Source organism: Ruegeria sp. CH5 (assembly GCF_056537025.1).
In genome coordinates this window covers 130,467-154,450 of sequence record NZ_JBQFQT010000005.1, presented here as the reverse complement: position 1 = coordinate 154,450, position 23,984 = coordinate 130,467, and the positions used below count along the sequence as shown (strand labels likewise).

25 protein-coding genes are annotated in these 23,984 nt (G+C 63.0%); 12 read left to right on the top strand and 13 right to left on the bottom strand.

The genetic code is table 11. The annotated features are described in order from the left end of the window. Nucleotides 1–34: 34 nt before the first annotated feature. Both ACR0JC_RS15625 and ACR0JC_RS15620 read right to left on the bottom strand, forming a co-directional pair. Nucleotides 35–364, bottom strand: a complete 330-nt coding sequence (locus ACR0JC_RS15625; protein ID WP_093963506.1) for a hypothetical protein — start codon at nt 362–364, stop codon at nt 35–37. An 81-nt stretch (nt 365–445) separates the two neighbouring features. Next, nucleotides 446–1,012 carry a TlpA disulfide reductase family protein gene (locus ACR0JC_RS15620; protein WP_170342942.1) on the bottom strand — a complete coding sequence of 189 codons (567 nt, stop codon included), beginning with the start codon at nt 1,010–1,012 and terminating at the stop codon, nt 446–448. Nucleotides 1,013–1,033: 21 nt separating this feature from the next. On the opposite strand from ACR0JC_RS15620, the gene argH reads away from it, so the two are divergent. The 3 genes from argH to ACR0JC_RS15605 all read left to right on the top strand — a co-directional run bounded on the left by argH (nt 1,034) and on the right by ACR0JC_RS15605 (nt 2,829). Continuing rightward, a complete protein-coding gene (gene argH, locus ACR0JC_RS15615; protein WP_170342940.1) occupies nt 1,034–2,425 on the top strand; it encodes an argininosuccinate lyase in 1,392 nt (463 codons plus the stop codon). Further along, the gene (locus ACR0JC_RS15610) at nt 2,422–2,604 is read left to right on the top strand and encodes a hypothetical protein (RefSeq protein ID WP_170342240.1); all 183 of its coding nucleotides are present in this window, start codon (nt 2,422–2,424) and stop codon (nt 2,602–2,604) included. The genes argH and ACR0JC_RS15610 overlap by 4 nt, the downstream gene beginning before the upstream one ends. Nucleotides 2,605–2,673: 69 nt before the next feature. Beyond that, complete coding sequence (locus ACR0JC_RS15605) at nt 2,674–2,829, top strand: hypothetical protein (protein ID WP_170342239.1); 156 nt, start codon at nt 2,674–2,676, stop codon at nt 2,827–2,829. Nucleotides 2,830–2,846: 17 nt separating this feature from the next. Here the strand turns inward: ACR0JC_RS15605 and ACR0JC_RS15600 are convergent, their stop codons facing one another. After that, complete coding sequence (locus ACR0JC_RS15600) at nt 2,847–3,233, bottom strand: glycine zipper family protein (protein WP_170342237.1); 387 nt, start codon at nt 3,231–3,233, stop codon at nt 2,847–2,849. 93 nt (nt 3,234–3,326) lie between these two features. Beyond that, the gene (locus ACR0JC_RS15595; protein WP_480763989.1) at nt 3,327–3,716 is read right to left on the bottom strand and encodes a DUF8051 family protein; all 390 of its coding nucleotides are present in this window, start codon (nt 3,714–3,716) and stop codon (nt 3,327–3,329) included. A 182-nt stretch (nt 3,717–3,898) separates the two neighbouring features. Between ACR0JC_RS15595 and ACR0JC_RS15590 the strand changes: the two genes are divergently transcribed. The 3 genes from ACR0JC_RS15590 to ACR0JC_RS15580 all read left to right on the top strand — a co-directional run bounded on the left by ACR0JC_RS15590 (nt 3,899) and on the right by ACR0JC_RS15580 (nt 8,430). Next, entirely contained in the window at nt 3,899–4,486 is a 588-nt protein-coding gene (locus ACR0JC_RS15590; protein WP_170342937.1) for a TetR/AcrR family transcriptional regulator, read from the top strand. 98 nt (nt 4,487–4,584) lie between these two features. Beyond that, on the top strand, nt 4,585–5,850 hold the full coding sequence (lysA, locus tag ACR0JC_RS15585) for a diaminopimelate decarboxylase (protein ID WP_170342934.1): 1,266 nt from the start codon (nt 4,585–4,587) through the stop codon (nt 5,848–5,850). 36 nt (nt 5,851–5,886) lie between these two features. Beyond that, nucleotides 5,887–8,430 carry a TIGR02302 family protein gene (locus tag ACR0JC_RS15580; RefSeq protein ID WP_367647310.1) on the top strand — a complete coding sequence of 848 codons (2,544 nt, stop codon included), beginning with the start codon at nt 5,887–5,889 and terminating at the stop codon, nt 8,428–8,430. Between the two features lie 9 nt (nt 8,431–8,439). Here ACR0JC_RS15580 and ACR0JC_RS15575 read toward each other — a convergent pair whose 3' ends face one another. Beyond that, a complete protein-coding gene (locus ACR0JC_RS15575; protein ID WP_170342931.1) occupies nt 8,440–9,213 on the bottom strand; it encodes a zinc-ribbon domain-containing protein in 774 nt (257 codons plus the stop codon). 181 nt (nt 9,214–9,394) lie between these two features. Between ACR0JC_RS15575 and ACR0JC_RS15570 the strand changes: the two genes are divergently transcribed. Genes ACR0JC_RS15570 through ACR0JC_RS15555 form a run of 4 tightly spaced genes read left to right on the top strand, consistent with a single transcriptional unit; the run spans nt 9,395 to nt 12,300 of the window. After that, nucleotides 9,395–10,072, top strand: coding sequence for a cell division ATP-binding protein FtsE (locus tag ACR0JC_RS15570; protein ID WP_170342228.1), 678 nt, complete (start codon nt 9,395–9,397; stop codon nt 10,070–10,072). Then, nucleotides 10,069–10,968 (top strand): cell division protein FtsX, encoded by a 900-nt coding sequence (locus ACR0JC_RS15565; RefSeq protein ID WP_170342929.1) that lies wholly within the window; start codon nt 10,069–10,071, stop codon nt 10,966–10,968. Before ACR0JC_RS15570 ends, ACR0JC_RS15565 begins: the two co-directional genes overlap by 4 nt. After that, nucleotides 10,968–11,711, top strand: coding sequence for a lysophospholipid acyltransferase family protein (locus tag ACR0JC_RS15560; protein ID WP_170342928.1), 744 nt, complete (start codon nt 10,968–10,970; stop codon nt 11,709–11,711). The genes ACR0JC_RS15565 and ACR0JC_RS15560 overlap by 1 nt, the downstream gene beginning before the upstream one ends. Then, on the top strand, nt 11,695–12,300 hold the full coding sequence (locus ACR0JC_RS15555) for a pyridoxamine 5'-phosphate oxidase family protein (protein WP_170342925.1): 606 nt from the start codon (nt 11,695–11,697) through the stop codon (nt 12,298–12,300). Before ACR0JC_RS15560 ends, ACR0JC_RS15555 begins: the two co-directional genes overlap by 17 nt. Here the strand turns inward: ACR0JC_RS15555 and ACR0JC_RS15550 are convergent, their stop codons facing one another. Continuing rightward, complete coding sequence (locus ACR0JC_RS15550) at nt 12,301–12,894, bottom strand: NAD(P)H-dependent oxidoreductase (protein WP_170342923.1); 594 nt, start codon at nt 12,892–12,894, stop codon at nt 12,301–12,303. A gap of 102 nt (nt 12,895–12,996) precedes the next feature. Here ACR0JC_RS15550 and ACR0JC_RS15545 point away from each other — a divergent pair, with 102 nt between their 5' ends. Beyond that, complete coding sequence (locus ACR0JC_RS15545) at nt 12,997–13,575, top strand: TetR/AcrR family transcriptional regulator (RefSeq protein ID WP_170342920.1); 579 nt, start codon at nt 12,997–12,999, stop codon at nt 13,573–13,575. Nucleotides 13,576–13,593: 18 nt separating this feature from the next. Here the strand turns inward: ACR0JC_RS15545 and lpdA are convergent, their stop codons facing one another. From lpdA to sucC, 7 genes are all read right to left on the bottom strand, one after another. Then, a complete protein-coding gene (lpdA, locus tag ACR0JC_RS15540; protein WP_149776964.1) occupies nt 13,594–14,982 on the bottom strand; it encodes a dihydrolipoyl dehydrogenase in 1,389 nt (462 codons plus the stop codon). 71 nt (nt 14,983–15,053) lie between these two features. Further along, nucleotides 15,054–15,323, bottom strand: coding sequence for a hypothetical protein (locus ACR0JC_RS15535; protein ID WP_170342918.1), 270 nt, complete (start codon nt 15,321–15,323; stop codon nt 15,054–15,056). Between the two features lie 2 nt (nt 15,324–15,325). Further along, complete coding sequence (gene odhB / locus ACR0JC_RS15530) at nt 15,326–16,828, bottom strand: 2-oxoglutarate dehydrogenase complex dihydrolipoyllysine-residue succinyltransferase (protein ID WP_170365394.1); 1,503 nt, start codon at nt 16,826–16,828, stop codon at nt 15,326–15,328. 6 nt (nt 16,829–16,834) lie between these two features. Further along, nucleotides 16,835–19,789 (bottom strand): 2-oxoglutarate dehydrogenase E1 component, encoded by a 2,955-nt coding sequence (locus ACR0JC_RS15525; protein WP_170343334.1) that lies wholly within the window; start codon nt 19,787–19,789, stop codon nt 16,835–16,837. Next, nucleotides 19,786–20,328 carry a DUF805 domain-containing protein gene (locus ACR0JC_RS15520; RefSeq protein WP_170343333.1) on the bottom strand — a complete coding sequence of 181 codons (543 nt, stop codon included), beginning with the start codon at nt 20,326–20,328 and terminating at the stop codon, nt 19,786–19,788. Before ACR0JC_RS15520 ends, ACR0JC_RS15525 begins: the two co-directional genes overlap by 4 nt. A 44-nt stretch (nt 20,329–20,372) precedes the next feature. Next, nucleotides 20,373–21,257: a succinate--CoA ligase subunit alpha gene (sucD, locus tag ACR0JC_RS15515; protein WP_170342204.1), complete on the bottom strand. Its 885-nt coding sequence runs from the start codon at nt 21,255–21,257 to the stop codon at nt 20,373–20,375. A gap of 84 nt (nt 21,258–21,341) precedes the next feature. Further along, on the bottom strand, nt 21,342–22,535 hold the full coding sequence (gene sucC / locus ACR0JC_RS15510; protein ID WP_093963486.1) for an ADP-forming succinate--CoA ligase subunit beta: 1,194 nt from the start codon (nt 22,533–22,535) through the stop codon (nt 21,342–21,344). Between the two features lie 405 nt (nt 22,536–22,940). Between sucC and ACR0JC_RS15505 the strand changes: the two genes are divergently transcribed. Beyond that, a complete protein-coding gene (locus tag ACR0JC_RS15505; protein ID WP_254439070.1) occupies nt 22,941–23,900 on the top strand; it encodes a zinc transporter ZntB in 960 nt (319 codons plus the stop codon). The last annotated feature ends 84 nt before the right edge of the window (nt 23,901–23,984 follow it).

Genomic DNA, 23,984 nt, shown 5'->3' with positions numbered 1-23,984 from the left:
AGCGGGGTCAGGCCCTGTCAAAGGTGGCGTTGCGTCAGGGGCCGTCGTGTGGCTCCAGCAGCTCGTGCCGGACAACGCGCTCGACGAAGGGCACCAGCCCCTCGGGCCCCGAGGCGCGATCCTTGAGGTGAATGCAGATATCCGGCCGCCGCGCCGCGATGATGCCCACCAGTTCGCCGCGCACCTTGTCATCGAGCCCCGCGCCCATGATCGCGCAGGCGATGCGCGGTTCGGCGTCCAATTGCCGTCGCACCTCGTCGGGATCATGCGCACCCAGCCACCGGATCGGAAGGTGGTCCAATTGCCGCGCCACGTCGCCGACCACGTTGGGCAGCCGGCCGATCAGCAAAACCACCGGTTTCATCTCAGCCTCCTGTCTGTTGCCAATGAAAAACCGGCCCTGTTCAGGCCGGTTCCAGTCTAGCACAAAAGGCCCGTCAGGTGGTCAGCTTTCGGGGTTCAGCAGGGCCGCGATGATCGCCTTGGCACTGTCCGAGTTCCATTCGGCATCGCCGATCAAACGCGCGATTTCCTGGCCTTCGGGGTCGATGATTATGGTGATCGGCAAGCCGACGATACCCATCTCGCGGGCGACGGCCTGTTTCGGGTCTTGATGGCGGGGCAGGTTGGTGATGCCGTTTTCATCAAAGAACTTCTTGATCCCCGCGGGCGAGTTGCGCCCAGTGGCCAGCGTCAGAACCTCGAACTGGTCTCCGCCGAATTCCTCCTGCAACTCGGCGATCTGGGGCATCTCCTTGCGGCAGGGTGCGCACCAGGTGGCCCAGAAGTTCAGCAGAACGTATTTGCCGCGATAATCCGCCAGCGTGGCGGTGCCGCCGTCATCTTCCAGCTGGAATTCCGCGTCCGAGACCGGTTTCGGCTCGGAATGCAGGATCAGGCGTTTCAGGCTGCCGTCGCGCAGGTCGGCCAGGGCCTGCGTGTCGGCGGCCAAAGCGGCATTTGCACCCAGCGCAAGGGCCATATAAAGGGGGATCAGACGAAACAGGCGCATATCAACTCCGGGTTTTCCAGCATGACCGAACAATCCTCGAACCAGATGTGGGGCGGCCGCTTTGCCGCCGGACCAGACGCGATCATGGAGGCGATCAATGCCTCGATCGGGTTCGACCGACGGATGGCGGCCCAGGACATCGCGGGCTCGCGTGCCCATGCCGCCATGCTGGCCGCCACGGGCGTGATTAGTGATAGTGATGCCGAGGCCATTCGGGAAGGGCTGCTCACCGTTTTGTCAGAGATCGAACGCGGTGAGTTCCAGTTCTCGACCGCGCTGGAAGACATCCACATGAATGTCGAGGCGCGCCTGAAAGAGATCATCGGAGAGCCCGCAGGCCGCCTGCACACGGGCCGCAGCCGCAATGACCAGGTGGCGACCGATTTCAAACTGTGGGTCCGCGATCAGCTGGACGCCGCCGAATCCGGCCTGCTGGCCTTGATCCGCGCGCTATTGGCGCAGGCCGAGGCCGGGGCCGATTGGGTCATGCCCGGTTTCACCCACCTGCAGACAGCGCAGCCGGTGACCTGGGGCCACCACATGATGGCCTATGTCGAGATGTTTGGCCGCGACCTTTCCCGCGTGCGCGACGCGCGGGCGCGGATGAATGAATGCCCGCTGGGCGCGGCGGCGCTAGCCGGCACCTCCTTCCCGATCGACCGGCACATGACGGCGCAGGCGCTGGGCTTTGACCGGCCTGCCGCCAACTCGCTGGATGCGGTCAGCGATCGCGATTTCGCGCTGGAATTCCTGTCGGTGGCCTCGATATGCGCGGTGCACCTGTCGCGCTTTGCCGAGGAACTGGTGATCTGGTCTTCGGCCCAGTTCCGCTTTGTCACCCTGTCAGACCGGTTCTCGACCGGCTCGTCGATCATGCCGCAGAAAAAGAACCCCGACGCCGCCGAGCTGATCCGCGCCAAGGTGGGCCGGATCTTTGGTGCCAACACGGCGCTGATGATGGTTATGAAAGGGCTGCCGCTGGCCTATTCCAAAGACATGCAGGAAGACAAGGAGCAGGTCTTTGACGCCGCCGACAACTGGATGCTGGCGCTGGCCGCGATGGAGGGCATGGTCAAGGACATGACCGCCAATCGCGACAGCCTGGCCGCTGCCGCCGGCTCGGGCTTTTCCACCGCGACCGATCTGGCCGACTGGCTGGTGCGGGTGCTGGGCCTGCCCTTCCGTGATGCGCACCACGTCACCGGATCGCTGGTCGCCATGGCCGAGAAGAAGGGCTGCGACCTGCCCGATCTGACGCTCGAGGACATGCAATTGGTTCACGCGGGCATCACGCAGGATGTCTATTCTGTCCTTGGCGTTGATAATTCGGTAAACTCGCGCCAGTCCTATGGCGGTACGGCCCCGGACCAGGTCCGGGCGCAGATCGCCCGCTGGAAGGAGATGCTGGAATGACAACCTTGCGTGTGATTGCCCTGATCGGGGCCGCCTTTGCTTTGGCGGCCTGCGGCGCCGACGGAGAGCCCGTCCAGCCGACCCTGAACGCCAATGTGGGCGTTTCGACCAGTGGCACATATGTAAGCGGGGGCGTCGGCCTGCACCGAGGCCCCCTCAGCGTGTTTCTGGGGATCTGAACGCTCTGTGGTTGAAAGCGACGTGCCAGTCGCCATTTAGCAAGTGATCCAACTAATGAAGGCAGCGAAATGAAACCACTCGGCCTTGTCCTGTCGCTTGCCGTGCTGGCGGCCTGCGAAACCACGAATCCGCCGCGCTCTCAGCCAGTAGAAGAGCCCGCGCGCTCGGGGGCTGGAGTGTCCGTATCCGGATATGCGCGGGCCGGGGTGTCGACGAATTTCTGAATGAGCGCTTGATGCGCTCAGCCGGCCACAGGGTGCCCGCGCTGCCGCAGACACTCGATCAGAATGTCACGCCGGGTGTTGCGCATCTCGGCGGCTCCGGCGACGGCACCTGCCGCTGATCCCACCGCTGCGCCGGCTATGGCGCCTTCTGTGTTTCCAACCGTGTCGTCCGAAATACCTGCCATTGCGCCGACCCCGGCGCCTATCAAGGCCTGTGTCCGGGTTTCCGGGCTCCACAGGTCCTGAGACTTGGCCAATGCGCGGCACTGGTCCAGATCAGCGGCGTAAGCCGGGCCCGGCTCGGCAGACAGGACGGGTTGGTGTTGGGCACCGGTGCCGCTGCATGCGGCTGTGACCAGGGCCAGCGGCAAGACGGTCAATGTGAAACGTTCCTTGAACAGCATGAGTTGTCTTTCTTTGTAGGTATTACGGCGCGACCCGGCGCCACCTCCTGTTGCTGTGGCTTCGGGCCGTTCACGAGTGGGCGCCGGGCAGTTTCAGAGGTGGCCCAGGCCACGATGAGCCAATGCCAGGATGTAGAAAGCCAGGATGAAATCCAGAATCTCGACCAGTCCCAGCATCAGCGGAATCGGGTCGGGTGATGTGGGGAAGACATGACCCAGGTCCAGCAGGACCACGAAGATGTACCCCCAGGCCGCCACGATGGCGCCCCAGCTTGCCGTTGCCGAACCGCGCAGCATGGCCACCGCCGACCCCACGGCCAGCAGGGCAAGCGCGATCAGAAAGGCGTTGAAACCCCAGAATACCGTTCCGCCCAGTCCGGAAAAGTCGCGGGTCTCGATCGGGCCGCCGGGGACCAGCGTGACAAAGCTGGCAACGAGGACAAGCATCAGTTTGGCGGCTGTCGCCGTGGGTTGGGACGCCATAGGCCGCGTTGGGCCGGTGTTGATTTGTGACGAATGCACCATGACAGAATCCTTTTAATGACTTGCGGGTCATAAATGGAGATGGCGTTACTGACCGTCAAGTCATTAAAAGATTGAATTTGGGTGACGCCGCGTCCAATCTGCGTCAAGAGAGGCGCGCCGGAAAAAAATCGGGGGGCAAGATGCCGAAGATCGTCGATCGCGAAGAGATGCAGGGGCGGATATTGGATGCCGCCATGGCCTGCTTTCTGGATCAGGGCTATCACGCCACCAAGATGCAGGACGTGGCCCATCAGGCCGGGATGGCCAAGGGCACGTTGTATCTGTATTTCCAAAGCAAGGAGGCTTTGCTTCTGGCGTTGCTGCAGCGGTATTTCGAGGATATCCGCGCTCGCATCAACGACATCCCGGCCCCGCAGACGCTGGACCAGTTCATGACCGGGCTACGTCTGTCCATGCCCGCTGACCGTCTGGCGGCGACGCGGCTGTTCTTTGACGTGCTGGGCCCCGGATTTCAGGACCCGCGCGCGGCCGAGATCATCGGCGGGTTCTTCGCCTGGCTTGCCGATCATTATGCTGCTCAGTTCGCCCCATTGATCCGCGCGGGTGAAATCCGCGGCGATCTCAGTGCGCTGGCCGCCGCGCAGGCGGTGACGGCGATGCTGGATGGATTAGTAATCCATCTGGCGATCTTCGGGGGCGATGAAAGCGACTTTGAAGCGCGGCGCGACGCGACCCTTTCGTTGCTTGAGGCCGGCCTGCGCGGATAAGCCGTTGCGCCCGACTTCTGTGCGGTTCGCACCGGATTGCGTGCCCACGTCGCAAATCCCGTTGATCCACAGGCCTGTTTTGGTCTAAGCGCGCAGATATGGATCACTTTCTTTACCGCGATGGCGTGTTGTGCGCCGAGGACGTCCCGGTCGCCGAGATCGCTGCGGCGGTCGGCACGCCGTTCTATGTCTATTCCACGGCGACGCTGCTGCGGCATTACAACCTGTTCGACGAGGCGTTGGCAGGTACCGACCACGTGGTCTGTTATGCGATGAAGGCCGCCAGCAACCAGGCCATTCTGAAAACGCTGGCGCAAGCCGGCGCGGGGATGGACGTGGTTTCAGGCGGCGAGTACCTGCGGGCCAAGGCAGCGGGCGTGCCGGGCGAAAAGATCGTGTTCTCGGGCGTCGGCAAAACGGCTGAGGAAATCCGCATCGCGCTGACCGGCGGGATTCGCCAGTTCAACGTCGAATCCGAGCCCGAGATGGAGGTGATCAACGCCGTCGCGCAGGAACTGGGCGTGATCGCGCCGATCACTGTTCGGGTGAACCCGGACGTTGACGCCAAGACTCACGCCAAAATCGCCACAGGAAAATCCGAAAACAAATTCGGCATCCCGATCGCCCGCGCACCCGAGGTCTATGCCCATGCGGCCAGCCTGCCCGGCCTGAAGGTGGTGGGCATCGACGTGCATATCGGCTCGCAACTGACCGATCTGGAGCCGTTCCGAATGGCTTACTCCAAAGTCGCCGAGCTGACCGAACAGCTGCGCGCACAGGGCCACGACATTCACCGCCTCGACTTGGGTGGCGGGCTGGGCATTCCCTATGCCCGGTCGAACGAAGCACCGCCGCTGCCGCTGGAATACGGTGCGATGATCAAGGAAACGCTGGGCCATCTGGGCTGCGAGATCGAGATCGAGCCGGGCCGTCTGATCGCGGGCAACGCGGGGCTGATGGTGTCGAAGGTGATCTATGTGAAGTCGGGCGAAGGGCGCGATTTCCTGATCCTCGACGGGGCGATGAACGATCTGATCCGCCCGGCCATGTACGACGCCTATCATGACATCGTTCCCGTCATTGAGCCCGCGCCGGGAGTCGAACAACGCCCCTATGACATCGTCGGGCCGGTCTGCGAGACCGGGGATACCTTTGCGAAACAAAGGGCGATGCCACCGCTGAACCCGGGGGATCTGGTCGCATTTCGCAGCGCCGGCGCCTATGGCGCGGTTATGTCCAGTGAATACAACACCCGGCCGCTGATCCCCGAGGTTCTGGTGAATGGCGATCAATTCGCGGTTATTCGTGAACGGCCAACCTTTGACGAAATCATAAACCGCGATACCATACCAGAGTGGCTGTGACGCGATAACCGCGCGGGCCCGACCCGGAGGCCTGACGTGACCGACACTCGCAACCTGCCGATCCCCAGACTGTCCCTGTTGCTGACGCGCACGGGGATGCTGGCCGAGCAGGTGATGCGCGCCTTTTGGCCGTTCCTGTCGATTGCGGCCCTGATCATGGCGGCCTTGCTGCTGGGTCTCCACGACCTGGTCGGCGTTGAAACCGTCTGGATCATCGGAACCGCATCCATTCTGGCGTTGACGGTTGCATTGGTCTGGGGTGCGCGGAGGTTTCGGTTCCCCACCCGCACGCAGGCGCTTGTCCGACTGGACGAGACACTGCCGGGCCGTCCCATTCAGGCGTTGCTGGACGATCAGGCCATCGGGGCGATGGACGAAGATTCGCGCGCTTTGTGGCAGGCCCATCAGGCGCGCATGGCCGCCCGCGCCGCGCAGGCCGGACCGGTCAAGCCTGACCTGAACCTTGCCGCTCGTGACCCCTACGCGCTGCGCTATGCGGCGCTTTTGGCGCTGGTGGTCGGATTGCTGTTCGGATCGTTCTGGAAAGTTGGATCGGTTGCGCAGATGACACCCGGTACGGCCGTGGCCGGCCAGGGTCCCAGCTGGGAAGGCTGGGTCGAGCCGCCTCGCTATACCGGCCTGCCGACGCTGTATCTGGCCGATCAATCCGGTCCGACGCTGACAGTGCCACAAGGCAGCCGCGTCACTTTGCGCTTCTATGGCGAGGTCGGCGCGCACAGCTTGACTGAAACCAGTTCCTCCGCTTCCACCACGACAGCAACCGATCCGGATCAGGAGTTTGTCGTCGAGCGTTCGGGCCGATTGTCGATCGAGGGCCCTGCAGGGCGTGACTGGGGTGTCGAGGTCATTGCGGACGCGCCGCCGGTAATCGCCGTGGCCGAACCCGCCACCGCCGAGGCTGGCGGCCAGATGAAACTGCCGTTCTCGGCACGTGACGATTATGGGATCCTGTCAGGCACCGCGTTGATCGAACTGGACCTGGCCGCGGTCGATCGTCGCCATGGTCTGGCCGTTGCGCCCGAACCTCGCGATGCGGTCACCGTCGACCTGCCTATGCCGATCGCTGGTGACCGGAGCGATTTCACGGAAGACTTGATCGAGGACTTTTCGGAACACCCTTGGGCGCACCTGCCGGTCAAGATCACCCTTTCGGCCGTCGATGCCGCTGATCAGGTGTCGGAGTCGGATGTCTACCGAACCGACCTTCCCGCCCGCCGGTTCTTTGATCCGCTGGCTGCGGCGGTGATCGAGCAGCGTCGCGATCTGCTGTGGTCGCGCGACAACGCCAAACGGGTGGCTCAGCTGTTGCGGGCGGTTTCGCACCGGCCCGAAGATGTCTTCCGTTCGGAAACCGCATATCTGCGACTGCGCTACATTCTGCGCCGGTTGGAAACCTTTACTGAATTCGGCCTGGACCCCGAACAGCAGACCGAGATCGCGCACGCCCTGTGGGATTTGGCCATCCTGATCGAAGAAGGCACGCTCGCCGATGCGCTGGAGCGGATGCGCCGCGCTCAGGAGCGTCTGACCGAAGCGATGCAGAACGGTGCCAGCGACGAGGAAATCGCCGAGTTGATGCAGGAACTGCGTGAAGCGACCGACGAGTATCTCCGTCAGCTGCAGAGACTGGCGCAGGAAAACCCGGACGGCCAGCAGGGCCAGCAGAACCAATCCGGTGAATCCATGCAGATGACGCAGGATGACCTGCAGCGGATGATGGACCGGATACAGGAACTGATGGAGCAGGGCCGCATGGCCGAGGCCCAGCAGGCGCTGGAGGAGTTCCAGCAGATGATGGAAAACATGCGGGTGACCCAAGGCCAGGGACAGGGGCAACAATCCGAAGGCCAGCAGGCCATGGAAGGCTTGGCCGAAACTCTGCGTGAGCAGCAGGGCCTGAGCGACGAGGCCTTCCGTGACTTGCAGGAGCAATTCAATCCCGGCGCGCAGGCCGGTGAAAGCCAGGGCAATGAAGGCCGCTCGGGCGGTCAGGGGCGCGGCCAGAGCCATGAGGGTCAGGGCGGCCGGGGCCAAGGATCGGATCAGGCGGGCGAAGGCCAGCAAGGGCAAGGGACTCTGGCTGACCGCCAACAGGCGCTGCGCGATGAACTGAATCGCCAGCAGCAGAACCTGCCGGGCGCCGGAACACCCGAAGGCGACGCCGCACGCGAGTCGCTGGGGCGTGCAGGTCGTGCCATGGATGAGGCCGAAGATGCCCTGCGGAGCGACGACCTTGCCGAAGCGATCGACCGCCAGTCCGAAGCAATGGAAGCGTTGCGCGAAGGGATGCGCGAGCTGGGTGAGGCCATGGCCCAGAACCAGCAGAACCAGCCCGGTCAGGGTACGCAGGAAGGCGACATGCAGGCCAACAACCGCGATCCGCTGGGTCGGAATCCGGGCGCTGCGGGCTCGATCTCGACCGAGGAGAACCTGCTGCAGGGGGATGATGTGTACCGCCGTGCCCGCGAGTTGCTGGATGAAATCCGTCGCCGCACGGGCGAAACCGACAGGCCCAGAATCGAACTGGAATACCTCAAAAGGCTGCTCGAGCGGTTCTGACCGGCAGAGTTATTCGGTCGCGGAGCCAGCCTGCGATTCCAGCCAGATCCGGGCCTGATCGACCATCGAGACATACGACTGCAACAAAGGCTCGGCCTGGGGAACTGCCTCGCTGATCTGGCGGGCGTTGCCGTAGATCAGGAACAGGATGACCCCGATGATCAGGATCAGCGCAAAGCCCCGCAGGAACCCGCCCGATTTCCGCGGCGGGGCTTCGGCGGGCTCTGCCGCGGTCGGGGCGTCGTCGCTGCGCAAAGTCGAATTGATGCTGTCCACATCCGGCAGCGCCTCTTTTTGACCGGTTCCCCCGGCGGTTTCGGTCGCCGCAGGAGGTTTGGGCTTGGGGGCCGGTTCCGGCTGCTGATCCAGGCCCAGATCCGGCTGACTTTCCAGGCCGGACCCTTCCTTGGCGCGCAGTTCGGCCTCACGCGCGGCTTCCTCGCGCAGGATTGTCGCAACGGCCGGATCGACGTTGCCGGTCGGAGCGGCTGGCCGGGCTTCGTCCTCGGGCTCGGGATCGGGCTGTTCGGCTTCGACCTGTTCGTCTTCTGCCTGCTCCGGTTCCGGCGCAGCAGCTTCGGCGGCTGGCGGCTCAGACGCATCCGAGGGCGCGCTTTCGGCCGGCCCGTCATCGGTTTCGGCCGCGACAGGCTCAGCCTCCGGGTGTTTGGGTTGGAACCAGGTCTGCTCGCAGCTCGAGCATTGCACGTCTCGGCCTTCTTCCGGAATGACCTCATCCGGAACCTCGTACTGGGCATTACAGTTCGGGCATGTTAGTCGCATACTGCCTCCCCGGCCGCCAGCGGCCTGTCGTCGTTTTTCCAAGAATGATAATCCGTTAAGGCGAAACAGCAAAGCGCGTTTTCGGCCCGGTGGATCAAGTGTCGCCAAATGGACTCGGTGCAGGCATTGAAACCGTGGTCGTGCTCGGGCAAGAAGGGCGCAAGCAATATTGAGGGCAGGCGTGATCGAGCTTGAAAATGTCAGCTACAGCTATGGCGGCGGTGAACTGCTGAGCAATGTCTCGGTCCAGTTGCAGCCGGGGTCGTTCCATTTTCTGACCGGCCCGTCCGGAGCGGGCAAAACGACCCTATTGAAACTCTGCTATGGCGCGTTGCTGGCCAGTTCGGGGCGGATCAGCGCCTTTGACCAGGACATTGCCCGACTGGACCGGGACCAGATGGCCCTGCTGCGCCGCCGCATCGGTGTCGTACATCAGGACTGCCGGTTTCTGGACCACATGACTCTGGCTGAGAATGTCGCCCTGCCACTGATGGTGTCGGGACGCTCTGTCGAGTCCGAGCAGGAAGATCTGACCGAACTCCTGTCCTGGGTCGGTCTTGGTGGCCGCCTGGACGCACTTCCGCCGGAGCTTTCGGGCGGCGAGCGGCAACGGGCTGCACTGGCGCGGGCGGTCATCCTGTCACCGGACGTGGTGTTGGCCGACGAACCCACCGGCAACGTCGACTGGGAGATGTCCCAGCGTCTGCTGCGTCTGCTGATCGAGCTGAACCACATGGGAAAGACCGTGGTGATCGCCACCCATGATCTGAGCTTGATCCGGGCGGCCAAAAGCCAGGTGCAGGCCCGGGTTCTTCGGATCTCGCAGCGGCGGCTGCAACTGGCGGGGGCGGATCTATGATTGCCGATGACATTCGCGCCCTGCTGCGCCGGGACGCCCGGGCCGACCGCGTCGTGCCGCCAACCGGATTTACGGCGCACCTGACCCTTTTCGTGTCAGGTGCGATGGCCTTTCTGACAGTATTCGCGCTTGCGCTGTCGCTGGCCTCGGGCCGATTGGCCGATCGCTGGGCCTCGGAGCTGGCCGGAGCGGCCACTCTGCGGATCAATGCGCCTGCTGACCAGCGTGCCGCGCAGACCGAGGCCGCTCTGGAGGTTCTGAAACAGACCTCGGGCGTGGCCTCGGCCCGCGCGCTCAGCGCCGAAGAACAGGCCGCGCTGCTGGCCCCCTGGTTCGGGCCCGATCTGCCGCTGGACACGCTGCCGGTGCCTCAGCTCATCGAAATCATCGAGGGAGAGCCGGGGTTGGACACGATGGGCCTGCGCCTGCGGCTGGCGGCCGAGGTGCCAGGCGCGGTTCTGGACGACCATTCTCGCTGGCGCAAGCCGCTGGTCGACGCGGCCACCTCGCTGCGACGGTTGGGCTGGATCTCGATCCTGCTGATCGGCGGGGCCACGGCGGCGATGATCACGCTTGCGGCCAATGCCTCGCTTGCGGCCAACGCCCAGATCATCGAGGTGCTGCGCCAGGTCGGTGCACGCGACCGTTTCATCGCCGGTGCCTTCGTGCGTCGGTTCACCTGGCGCGCGTTTTTCGGTGCCGTGGTGGGGACGGTTCTGGGCCTGACCGGGGTGTTGCTGCTGCCCGAGGCCTCGGATGCAGGCGGTTTCCTGACCGGCCTTGGATTTCAGGGTGCTGACTGGCTGCTGCCCGCCGTAATCCCCGTTTTGGGCGCGGCCGTGGCTTTTGCCGCCACATGGTCGGCGGCCCGTCGCAAATTGAAGGAGCTTTCGTGATGGCAATAGCGGTCCAATGGGGGCGCTCGCTGATCTTCATGGTCACGATCTACGCGTGGATGGCGGTTCTGGGTCTGGTCTTCGCGCCCTATGCGCTGTTCTCCAAGCGCGGGGCGCTGCGCGCCTGCAAGACCTATGCGCGCACGACCATATGGCTGGCGCGCTGGATGGTGGGCATTCGCGGAGAGGTGCGCGGCAACGTGCCCACGGGTGAGGTGGTCATCGCCGCCAAGCACCAGTCCTTCTTCGACATCATCCTGATCTTCGACGCGATCCCCCATGGCAAATTCATCATGAAGCGCGAACTGCTGTGGACCCCGATCATCGGTATGTATGCCCGTCGACTGGGTTGTATTCCGGTCAATCGCGGCAAGCGTGGCGCGGCAGTGGCCAAGATGGTCAAGGACGTTTCCAAAGAGTTTACCGAGCCCGGGCAACTGGTGATCTATCCGCAGGGCACCCGCGTGGCGCCGGGGGTCTACAAGCCCTACAAGGTCGGCACCGCCGTTTTGTACGAGGGGCTGGGGTTCCCCTGCGTGCCGGCGGCCACCAATGTCGGTGTCTTCTGGCCCCGGTCGGGGATTTTGCGCAAACCGGGCCACGCGATCGTCGAATTCCTTGATCCGATCGAACCGGGCGTCAATCGCGACTCGTTCCTGGCCCGGCTGGAAGAGGTGATCGAGACGCGCTCGAACGCGCTGATGCGCGAAGTGGGGTTTGATCCGGATGCAGTTCATCAATGACATCACCGTGCTCGAGGCGCTGTACGGCACCCCGGGCGCGGCCTCGATGCGGAAGGTTGCGCGGCAACTGACGCCGCTCTATCGCAAGTGGATCATGGCGTCGCGTCTGTGCGTACTGTCCACGGTAGGGCCCGAAGGGGTGGATGGCAGCCCCCGGGGCGATGACGGCCCGGTGGTCACGGAACTGGACCCCGGCACCCTGGCCTTGCCCGACTGGCGCGGCAACAACCGCCTGGACAGTCTGCGCAACATCGTGCGCGATCCGCGTGTGGCGCTGATGTTCATGGTGCCCGGTTCGAACAACGTGGTGCGGGTGAACGGTACCGCCCGGTTGACGGCCGATGCCGACCTGCGCGCCCGGTTCGAGAAAAAGGGCAAGCAACCAGCCACGGTAATCGTCATCGAAATCGGGGAAATCTACACGCAATGCGCCCGCGCGCTGATGCGGGCGCAAACCTGGGCCGGCGGCGACCTAAGCGCCGGATTGCCGACGGTGGGCGAGATCCTGGCCGAGGTGTCGCAGGGCGAGGAAGGCGGCGCACGCTATGATCGCGAATGGGGTGCGCGCGCCGCAAAAACGATGTGGTGATCACGCTGCCGCTGCGCCCAGTCGGGTGACCCGCGTGATCCATTTCTGGACACTGTCCTGCTTGGGGTAGCTGGCACCGGAAAACCAGGTGAACCGCGTCGGCTTGAACCCGACGAACCCCAGAACCTGACCGCGCATCTGGTGAATCAATGCCCGGCGGTAAACCAGCCGCATGAACCAGCCCGGCGTGTCCGAGGTGATGATGACCCGCGCCGTTCGGCCGTCGAGCATCGGTGCCGGGAATCCCAGTTTGTTCGGATTTCGGGTGTCAAACGTGCGGCCCGGGATGAACATCCGGTCGATCAGCCCCTTTAGCTTGGCGGGCAGGCCGCCCCACCACATGGGCGTCGTCAGAACCAGGTGATCGCTCCATTCGAAATCCTGCAGAACCTGTTCCAGCACCGGCTCCAGCGGTTTGAAATCATGATAGTTGCCCTGTCCGAAATCAAAATCGAACTCCAGATCGCTGAGGTGAACGGTCTTCACGTCATGGCCCTTGGCGCGGGCGGCTTCGGCATAGGTGTCGGCAAAGGTGCGCGACAGGCTGCTTTCGGCGGGGTGACCGTCGAGGATGAGGATTTTCTTGGGTTGCATCGGGGTTCTCCTAAAATTGACCACGGTCAGTTTATAGAATCAAAATTTGACCACGGTCAATATTAAATTTGACCACGGTCAAAAAACATGCGAACAAGCCTCATGCAGAAGACGATTCAGAAACGAACCCTGAAGACCCGCGCCAAGCTGCTGCAGGCGGCGGCAGACGTGGTGCAGAAGAACGGATACCAGGCGTTGCGCGTGGAAGAGGTGGTGCAGGCCGCCGGTGTGGCCAAGGGCACCTTCTTTGCCCATTTCCACGACAAGGACGCGCTGATGGAGATCCTGATCGGCGAAAAGCTGGACGCCTGTCTGGATCAGGCGCAGGCGGCGGAACCGCCGAAAACCGTGCCCCAGATCATCGAGGCCCTGGCCCCGGTGCATGATTTCATGATGTCCGAACGCTATGTGTTCGACCTGCTGATCCGCTATTCCGGGGCGGCCGCGATCTCTGAAATTGGGCCGATTGCCTATTGCTTCGAGAAATACTTCCGGATCGTGATGATGTGGCTGGATCAGGCCGAAGTTAGACAGGACGTGTCGACTGACCTGCTGGCCGAGGGCGTGCAGGCCTTTGCCATCCAGGCCATGTCACTGAAATTCTGCGCCCTGCATTCGGCGACCACATTCACCGACCGGCTGGAAACCTATCTGCGGGCGTGGCTGACTCCGGCGGCCTGACCGCCGGAGCCGAACTCATCAGGCGTGGATCGGACCATCGCCGCAGGCCAGCGCCGCTTCGCGCACGGCCTCGGAATAGGTCGGGTGCGCGTGGCAGGTCAGCGCCAGATCCTCGGCCGAGGCGCCGAACTCCATCGCCACGCAGACCTCGTGGATCAGGTCGCCCGCACCGGGGCCGATGATGTGGCAGCCCAGGATGCGGTCGGTCTCCTTGTCGGCCAGGATCTTGACGAACCCGTCGGCGGCAAAATTCGCCTTGGCGCGGCCATTGCCCATGAAGCTGAACTTGCCGACCTTGTAGGCGCGGCCCTGCTCTTTGAGCGTGGCCTCGGTCTCGCCGACATTGGCGACCTCGGGCCAGGTGTAGATCACGCCCGGAATGACGCCATAGTTCACGTGCCCATGCTTGCCCGCGACCACTTCGGCGGCGGCCATGCCTTCGTCCTCGGCCTTGTGGGCCAACATCGGGCCTTCGATCACGTCACCGATGGCGTAGATGCCCGGCACGTTGGTCTGCCAGTCCTTGCCGACCTTGATCTGGCCGCGCGGGGTCAGCTCGACCCCCAGCGCATCCAGACCCAGCCCGTCATGGAACGGCTTGCGCCCGGTGGCGACCAGAACGGTATCGGCTTCGATCACGTGCTCGCTGTCATCCTTGCGCAGCTTGTAGGTCACCTTGGCCTTGGTCTTGGTGGCCTCGGTCTTTTGCACCGCGGCGCCCATGACGAAGTTCAGGCCCTGTTTCTTGAGGATCCGCTGGAAGGTCTTCTGCACTTCGGGGTCCATGCCCGGGGTGATGACGTCCAGATATTCGATCACCGTCACCTCGGCGCCCAGACGCTGATAGACCGAGCCCAGTTCCAGCCCGATCACGCCTGCACCGATCACCACCAGCTTTTTCGGGATCTTGCCCAGTTCCAGCGCGCCGGTCGAGGTCACGACGACCTTCTCGTCCACCTCGACGCCGGGCAGCGAGGCCGCCTCGGAGCCGGAGGCGATGATGATGTTCTTGGCCTCGTGCACCTCATCACCGACCTTGACCTTGCCCGCCGCCGGGATCGAGCCCCAACCCTTGAGCCAGTCGATCTTGTTCTTCTTGAACAGGAACTCGACGCCCTTGGTGTTGGTGTCGATCACGTCCTGCTTGTAGGCCAGCATCTGTTTCCAGTCGACCGAGGGGCTTTTGCCCTTGAGGCCCATCTTGGCAAAGTTGTGCTCGGCCTCGTGCAGCTGATGACTGGCATGCAGCAACGCCTTGGACGGAATGCAGCCCACGTTCAGACAGGTGCCGCCCAGCGTCTCGCGCCCTTCGACGACGGCGGTTTTCAGGCCCAGCTGCGCGCAGCGGATGGCGCAGACATAGCCGCCAGGACCGGCGCCGATTACGATGACGTCATAGTTAGCCATTTTGTTCTCCCAAATCCGCGGAGTGTTCTTTTGAAAAGGCGACCCACGGGGTGGATCGCCTGGGTGCCTGTTCAGACGGGTGTCAGAACCTTCACCTGAATATGCGCGACGCCGCCACGTTCATGGTGCATGGCCAGCTCTTCCGATTCGATGAAGCTCTGGGCCCGGTCCAGATCGGAAATCTCGAACAGGGCAACCGCATGATCGCGCTGTTCGGGGTCTTTCCAGACGTGCAGATCGACAATCCCGGCCGCCTTGCGCATCGGCTTGTCCTCGCGGAACACCTTCAGCCAGGCGTCGAAATCGGCCACGTCGGCCTGCCAGAGTACATGCGTTGCCATGATCACAGATCCATCAGCAGACGGCGCGGGTCTTCCAGCGCCTCTTTCACGCGCACCAGGAAGGTGACCGCGCCCTTGCCGTCGACGATGCGGTGGTCATAGGACAGCGCCAGATACATCATCGGACGGATCTTGATCTCGCCATTGATGACCATCGGACGTTCCTGAATCTTGTGCATGCCAAGAATGCCCGACTGCGGGGGGTTCAGGATCGGCGAGGACATCAGCGAGCCATAGACGCCGCCATTCGAGATGGTGAAGGTGCCGCCCTGCATTTCGGCCATGCTCAGCTTGCCGTCACGGGCGCGTTTGCCCTTCTCGGCGATGGCTTTCTCGATCTCGGCGAACGACATGCGGTCCGCATCACGGATCACCGGAACCACCAAGCCCTGCGGAGTGCCGGCGGCGACGCCCATGTGGACGTAGTTCTTGTAGACGATGTCATTGCCGTCGATCTCGGCATTGACCTCGGGCACCTCTTTCAGCGCGTGGCAGCAGGCCTTGGTGAAGAAGGACATAAAGCCCAAGCGGACGCCGTGCTTCTTCTCGAACTGGTCCTTGTATTGGTTGCGGAGGGCCATCACCTCGGTCATGTCCACCTCGTTGTAGGTGGTCAGGATCGCGGCGGTGTTCTGCGCGTCCTTCAGACGCTTGGCGATGGTCTGGCGCAGGCGCGTCATGCGCACGCGTTCCTCGCGGGCGGCGTCCTCGGCGGCGACGGGCGCGCGCGGGGCTGCGGCCGGTGCCGGGGCGGCCGCGGCCGGGGCAGCGGCGGTTGCGACGGCGCGGGCCACGTCTTCCTTCATGATGCGACCATCGCGGCCGGTACCGGTGACCTGATCGGCCGACAGACCGGCTTCGGCCATGGCTTTTTCGGCCGAGGGTGCATTGGCCACGTCCTTGCCGGTGGCGGCTGCTGCGGGGGCAGGGGCTGCCGCGGCTGGCGCAGCCGGTGCGGTGCCTGCCTCAGCGCCCGAAATCACGGCAAGCTTGGCGGTCGCGTCGACGGTCGCGCCCTCGGGGGCCACGATCTCCGCGAGTACACCCGCAGCCGGAGCCGGGACTTCAACCGAGACCTTGTCGGTCTCCAATTCGCACAGCATTTCGTCCTGTGCGACGGTATCGCCGACCTTCTTGAACCAGGTCGATACTGTCGCTTCGGTGACGGACTCACCCAGTGTCGGAACCATCACGTCGACGCTGCCGCCCGAGGCCGCAGGTGCCGCTGCCGGCGCGGCTTCAGCTTTTGGAGCGGGGGCCGCACCCTCACCGGCCTGGATCGTTGCCAACAGCGCATCAACGCCGACCGTCTCACCTTCGGCGGCTACGATCTCGCCCATCACGCCGGCTGCGGGCGACGGAACCTCGACGGTGACCTTGTCCGTCTCAAGCTCGCACAGCATCTCATCCACGGCGACGGCATCGCCGGGTTTCTTGAACCAGGTTGCGACCGTGGCTTCGGTGACGGACTCGCCCAGCGTGGGAACACGAACTTCAATCGTCATCGTTAATTATCCTTCAATGGTCAGCGCTTCGTTCACCAGCGCTTCTTGTTGGGCTTTGTGTTGGCTGGCCAGACCCGTCGCGGGCGAGGCCGAGGTGGCGCGGCCGGCATAGATCGGCCGGGTATGCTTGGCGCCGATGCGGGACAGGACCCATTCGATATTGGGTTCAATGAATCCCCAGGCACCCTGGTTCTTGGGCTCTTCCTGGCACCAGACCATCTCGGCCTGTTTGAACCGCTCAAGCTCGTTGATCAGCGAATGGGCCGGGAACGGATAGTATTGCTCGATCCGCAGCAGATAGACGTCGTCGATCCCGCGCGCATCGCGTTCTTCAAGCAGGTCGTAGTAGACCTTGCCCGAACACATCACCACGCGCTTGATCTTGTCGTCGGGCACCAGCTGGGTGTCCGAGTTGCCTTTTTGCGCGTCGTCCCACAGCACCCGGTGGAAGCTGGACCCGGTGGTGAAGTCCTCGGCATTGCTGATCGCCAGCTTGTGGCGCAGCAATGATTTGGGCGTCATCAGGATCAGCGGCTTGCGGAAAGTGCGGTGCAGCTGACGGCGCAGGATGTGGAAATAGTTCGCAGGCGTGGTGCAGTTGGCGACGATCCAGTTGTCCTGGCCGCACATCTGCAGGAACCGCTCCAGTCGCGCCGACGAGTGCTCGGGGCCTTGCCCCTCGAACCCGTGCGGCAGCAGGCAGACCAGACCGGACATGCGCAACCATTTGCTTTCGCCCGAGCTGATGAACTGGTCGAACATGATCTGCGCGCCGTTGGCGAAATCGCCGAACTGGGCCTCCCACAGAACCAGCGCGTTGGGCTCGGCCAGCGAATAGCCGTATTCGAAGCCCAGCACCGCGTATTCCGACAGCATCGAGTCGATCACTTCGTACTGCGACTGTCCGGCGCGGATGTGGTTCAGGGGATAGTAGCGCTCCTCGGTCTCCTGGTTGATGAAACCCGAATGGCGTTGGCTGAATGTGCCGCGGGTGGCGTCCTGCCCCGACAGGCGTACCGGATAGCCCTCGGTCAGCAGCGACCCGAAGGCCAGCGCCTCGCCGGTGGCCCAGTCAAAGCCCTCACCGGTTTCGAACATCTGCTTCTTGTGCTCGAGAAGGCGACCCACCGTCTTGTGCAGGGCAAATCCTTCGGGCACCGTCACCAGCGCCTTGCCGACCTCGGCCAGCGTGTCCGGCGTGATTGCAGTGTCGCCGCGGACATATTCTTCCTTGTTCTTGTCCAGATGCGACCACCGGCCATCCAGCCAGTCGGCCTTGTTGGGTTTGTAGTCCTTACCGGCCTCGAACTCGTCGTTCAGATGCGCCTGGAAGGCGGCCTTCATGTCCTCGATCTCACCCTCAGGGATCAGACCGTCCTTGACCAGCCGCTCGGTGTACAGCGACAGCGTGGTTTTGTGGGTCTTGATCTTCTTGTACATGATCGGGTTGGTGAACATGGGCTCATCGCCCTCGTTGTGACCGAACCGGCGGTAGCAGAAGATGTCGATGACCACGTCCTTGTGGAACTTCTGGCGGAACTCGGTCGCGACCTTGGCCGCGTGTACCACCGCCTCGGGGTCGTCGCCGTTCACGTGGAAGATTGGCGCCTCGACCATCAGCGCGATATCGGTCGGATACGGGCTGGAGCGCGAGAAATGCGGCGCGGTGGTAAAGCCGATCTGGTTGTTCACGACGATATGCATGGTGCCGCCGGTCTTGTGACCGCGCAGACCGGACAGGCCAAAGCCTTCGGCCACGACACCCTGGCCGGCAAAGGCGGCGTCGCCGTGGAGAAGAATGCCCATGACCTTGCTGCGGTCGGTGTCACCAAGCTGGTCCTGCTTGGCCCGAACCTTGCCAAGAACGACCGGGTTCACGGCTTCGAGGTGGGACGGGTTCGCCGTCAGCGACAGGTGCACGGTGTTGCCGTCAAACTCACGGTCGCTGGACGCACCGAGGTGATATTTCACGTCGCCCGACCCATCCACATCCTCGGGCTTGAAGCTGCCGCCCTGGAACTCGTTGAAAATGGCGCGGTAGGGTTTGCCCATCACGTTGGCCAGGATGTTCAGACGTCCGCGGTGCGGCATGCCGATCACGATATCGCTCAGGCCCAGGGCGCCGCCACGCTTGATGATCTGTTCCATCGCCGGGATCAGCGCCTCGCCTCCGTCCAGACCGAAGCGCTTGGTGCCCATGTATTTCACATGCAGGAACTTCTCAAAGCCCTCGGCCTCGACCATCTTGTTCAGGATCGCCTTGCGGCCTTCCCGCGTGAACGAGATTTCCTTGCCATAACCTTCGATCCGTTCTTTCAGCCAGGCGGCCTCCTCGGGGTTCGAGATGTGCATGTACTGCAGCGCGAAAGTGCCGCAATAGGTGCGTTTCACGATCTCGACGATCTGGCGCATGCTGGCCATCTGCAGACCCAGCACGTTGTCGATGAAGATCGGCCGGTCCATGTCGGCATCGGTAAAGCCATAGGTCTTGGGGTCCAACTCGGGGTGGTTGGTCGCGGCGCGCATGCCCAGCGGGTCCAGATCAGCGGCCAGGTGACCCCGGATCCGATAGGCCCTGATCAGCATCAGCGCGCGGATCGAATCCAGCACGGCGCGCTTGATCTGTTCGTCGCTGACATCAACCCCCGCCTTGGCAGCCTTTTGCTTGACCTTGTTGCCTGCAGCTTTGGCGTCGACCTCGATCCACTCGCCGGTCAGGGCGCCGGTCAGGTCATCATTCGGCATCGGTGGCCAGTCGGTGCGCGCCCACGAAGGTCCTTCGGCCTCTTTCTGGACGTCCGGTGCCGCGTCTCCCATCTGCCGGAAAAACTCGGCCCAAGCCGCATCGATTGCGCCGGGGTCCTTGGTGTACTGGGCGTATAGCTGCTCCAGATACTCGGCATTGTGCCCCTGCATGAAGCTCGAGGCATGGAAGGCAGAATTGGGCGAGTGTTCGGTCATTGGGTTACCTCATATGGGTTGGGACCGTATTTGTTGGTGCCTGGCTGGCTGGGGCGGGACAGCCACCACAGAACCAGGAGGGGCGACACGAGAAGAACAAGCAGTGTCGGAATGACGATCAGCATCGTGGCGCGCGTGAACAGGATGTCGAGGCTTCCGCCATGCTGGAAGCTTGAGGCGAGGCCGATGCCGAAGACCAGAACGGCAAAAGCCCCAAGGATCAAAAGGATCGGCAGCAGCGCGTAGAGACCGTTGCGCCCGGTGTCATGCATGCGCCGCCACGCCACGGCCAGATGCGGAAAGAACACGATCAGTGACACGATGCTCTGCACCGGCTGGCTGGATGTGGCGGCCACCTCGACCGAGCCTTCGGATTGCACGGTCGTGACCTGTCCGAAGAAATGCCAGTCGATGACCGTGGCGATTGCGCTCCAGACCAGAATGAACAGGAAAAAATACCAATACTCGGGGCGAGAGGCCCGCCCCGAGAATGTGAAGTATTTGGAGAAACACGTTTTGACGGCTTCGTTGAAGGTCATGTGTTTCGCTCCGCTGAGGCCAGCCCACGCAAGGGGCCGGCGGTTTACTTGCCGATTGCTTCCAGCACAGCCTCGCCCAGCTGCGCCGGGCTTTCGGCCACGACGATGCCGGCGCTGCGCATGGCTTCGATCTTGTCCTCGGCACCGCCCTTGCCGCCGGCGACGATCGCGCCCGCGTGGCCCATGCGGCGGCCCGGAGGCGCCGTGCGGCCGGCGATGAAACCGGCAACGGGCTTTTTGCGGCCTTTCTTGGCCTCATCCGCCAAGAACTGCGCGGCTTCTTCCTCGGCCGAGCCGCCGATCTCGCCGATCATGATGATCGACTCGGTCTCGTCATCGGCCAGGAACCATTCCAGCACGTCGATATGCTCGGTGCCTTTGATCGGGTCGCCGCCGATGCCCACGCAGGTGGACTGGCCCAGACCCACATCGGTGGTCTGTTTGACGGCCTCATAGGTCAGGGTGCCGGAACGCGACACGACGCCGACCGAACCACGCTTGTGGATGTGGCCGGGCATGATGCCGATCTTGCAGGCATCCGGCGTGATGACACCGGGGCAGTTTGGGCCGATAAGACGCGACTTGCTGCCTTCCAGCGCGCGCTTCACCTTCATCATGTCCAGAACCGGGATGCCCTCAGTGATGCAGACGATCACTTCCATCTCGGCGTCGATGGCTTCGAGGATCGAATCCGCGGCAAAGGGCGGCGGCACATAGATCACGGTCGCGTTGGCCTCGGTCACGTGCTTGGCCTCGTGCACCGAGTTGAACACGGGCAGGCCCAGATGCTCCATACCGCCTTTGCCCGGGGTCACACCGCCGACCATCTTGGTGCCATAGGCGATGGCCTGTTCAGAGTGGAACGTGCCCTGCGAGCCAGTAAAGCCCTGACAGATCACTTTGGTATTTTCGTCGATGAGGACTGCCATTTGGCGTTCTCCTGTTTTCGGCGGGATCTGACCCGCCAGCATTCATCGGAATGGCGGGCCGCGACCCGCCCTGAGTTATCGGGTTCAGCCTTTGACTGCCTTCACGATCTTTTCGGCACCGTCTTTCAGGTTGTCCGCCGCGATCACGTCCAGGCCAGAGGTGTTGATGATCTCTTTGCCTTTCTCGACATTCGTGCCTTCCAGACGCACGACCAGCGGAACCTGCAGGCCAACCTCTTTCACTGCGGCGACTACGCCCTCGGCGATGACGTCACAGCGCATGATGCCGCCGAATATGTTGACCAGGATGCCTTTGACATTCGGGTCGCTGGTGATGATCTTGAACGCCTCGGTCACTTTCTCTTTGGTGGCGCCGCCGCCGACGTCGAGGAAGTTGGCAGGCTCGGCACCGTACAGCTTGATGATGTCCATCGTCGCCATCGCCAGACCCGCGCCGTTGACCATGCAGCCGATCTCGCCGTCCAGCGCGATGTAGTTCAGGTCGTATTTGCTGGCTTCCAGCTCCTTGGGGTCTTCCTCAGTGGTGTCGCGCAGTTCGGCGATGTCGGGGTGGCGGTAGACCGCGTTGCCGTCAAAGCTCAGCTTGGCGTCCAGCACCTTGAGGTCGCCGCCTTCGGCCACGATCAGCGGGTTGATCTCCAGCATCTCCATGTCCTTCTCGACGAAGGCCTTGTACAGGATGCCCATCAGGCGCACGCATTGCTTGACCTGCGCCCCTTCCAGACCCAGCGAGAACGCGATGCGGCGGCCGTGATACGGCTGGTACCCAGTGGCCGGGTCAACCGAGAAGGACAGGATTTTCTCGGGTGTCGCTGCGGCTACTTCTTCGATGTCCATGCCGCCTTCGGTCGAGCACACGAACGAGATGCGGCTGGTCTGGCGGTCCACCAGCAGGGCCAGGTACAGCTCGCGCTCGATGCCCGAACCGGCCTCGATGTACACGCGGTTGACCTGCTTGCCTACGGGGCCGGTCTGGTGGGTGACCAGCGTGCGGCCCAGCATCTTCTTGGCTTCTTCGGCGGCTTCTTCCACCGATTTGGTCAGACGGACACCGCCTTTTTCACCGGCATCGGCTTCTTTGAAGTGACCTTTGCCGCGGCCGCCCGCGTGGATCTGTGCCTTGACCACCCAAAGGGGGCCGTCCAGTTCACCGGCGGCTGTTTTGGCTTCCTCGGCGCGCAGAACTGCACGTCCGTCGGAGACCGGAGCGCCATAGCTGCGAAGAAGAGCCTTGGCCTGATATTCGTGAATGTTCATCGAAACTGTCCCGTCTGACTGCGATTAGATCGTTATAGGGGTGTCTAGCGGTAAAAATTAAAGGGTTTTCTGCTGCGATCGCGCTATTTGCCGAAGATTTTCAGCATTTGTGATCACACATTTTCGGGGTGTGATCACAAACAAACCGGTGCCAAAAAATGATTCGAGCGAGTCAGAATAGGCTTTGAAAACATATTCGAAGACCGTGTTCGCACCCCGTTTGCGCCAACATTTCCGGTCGCGTTCGAAGCGGCGGGACCGGACCTGCCAGGCCTTCGGGGCTTGGCGCATTCTCGCAGGCTGGCTAGTCTGACCGGGCCTGTGCGGGTCCGGTTGGGTCGGGCAGGTCAAACATGAACAAGCTCCGAGCAGATGACAGTGCCGAACCCAGATTTCCCCGATGTCATGACCTGGATCTTCGACGGATCCGGCAAAGCCGTATCACTGGACGCCGATGAATTTGCCAGCTGGATACCGGCCGGACCGGAGGGGCAGTTCGCTTGGCAACACCTGAGGCTGGAAGCGTCTGGCACGGTTCCCCTTCTACGCGCCGGCGGGCTTGATGAGTTCGTGATCGACGCTCTGACGGCGGATGAGACCCGGCCCCGCTGTACCGTCCATGGCGATGGTGTAATCCTGAACCTGCGCGGAGTGAACCTGCAAGAAGGGCAACCGCCCGAAGACATGATCTCGGTCAGGCTGTGGTTGACGGAGAACAAGATCATCGGTGTCTGGCGCCGCCCCTTGGATGCGGTTGCGGACATGCTGGCGGCAATCGACCGCGGGCAGGCACCGAAATCGCCGGGTGACTTCGTCGCGCGCTTGGCCTTGCGGCTGGCAGATAGGGCCGAACCTTCGATCACTGATCTGAACGAACGTGTGGATGACCTCGAGGAGGCGCTTCTCGAGGCGAATGCCGAGATTTCTCGGGCCGAGCTGGCGGCGATCCGCAGGTCCTCCATCGTTCTGCGCCGGTATCTGGTACCCCAGCGCGACGCGCTGACGACGCTCGAGATCGAAGACGTGCCGTGGCTGCAGGCTCACGACCGGTCGCGGTTGCGCGAAGCCTCGGAGCGCATCTACCGGATCGGCGAGGATTTGGCGGCTGTACGGGAACGGGTTCAGATCATACACGATCAGCTGATGGATGAACGGGCCGAACGTATGAACAACCGTATGCTCGTTCTGTCAGTGGTCAGCGCGGTCTTTCTGCCGCTGGGCCTGGTGGCGGGTGTTCTGGGGATCAATGTCGGTGGCATTCCCGGCGCCGAAAGTCCGAATGCGTTCTGGGTCGTTTGCGCCTTGCTGGTCGCACTTGGCGGGATGCTTCTGGGAGTAGCCAGGTGGCTTGGGATGTTCCGATAGAACTCGAGGGCCAAAAAAGAAATGCCCCGCCGGTTGGAGCCAGCGGGGCAGGGTGTCATGCCTTTGGCCGGATCTTTGGTGGGG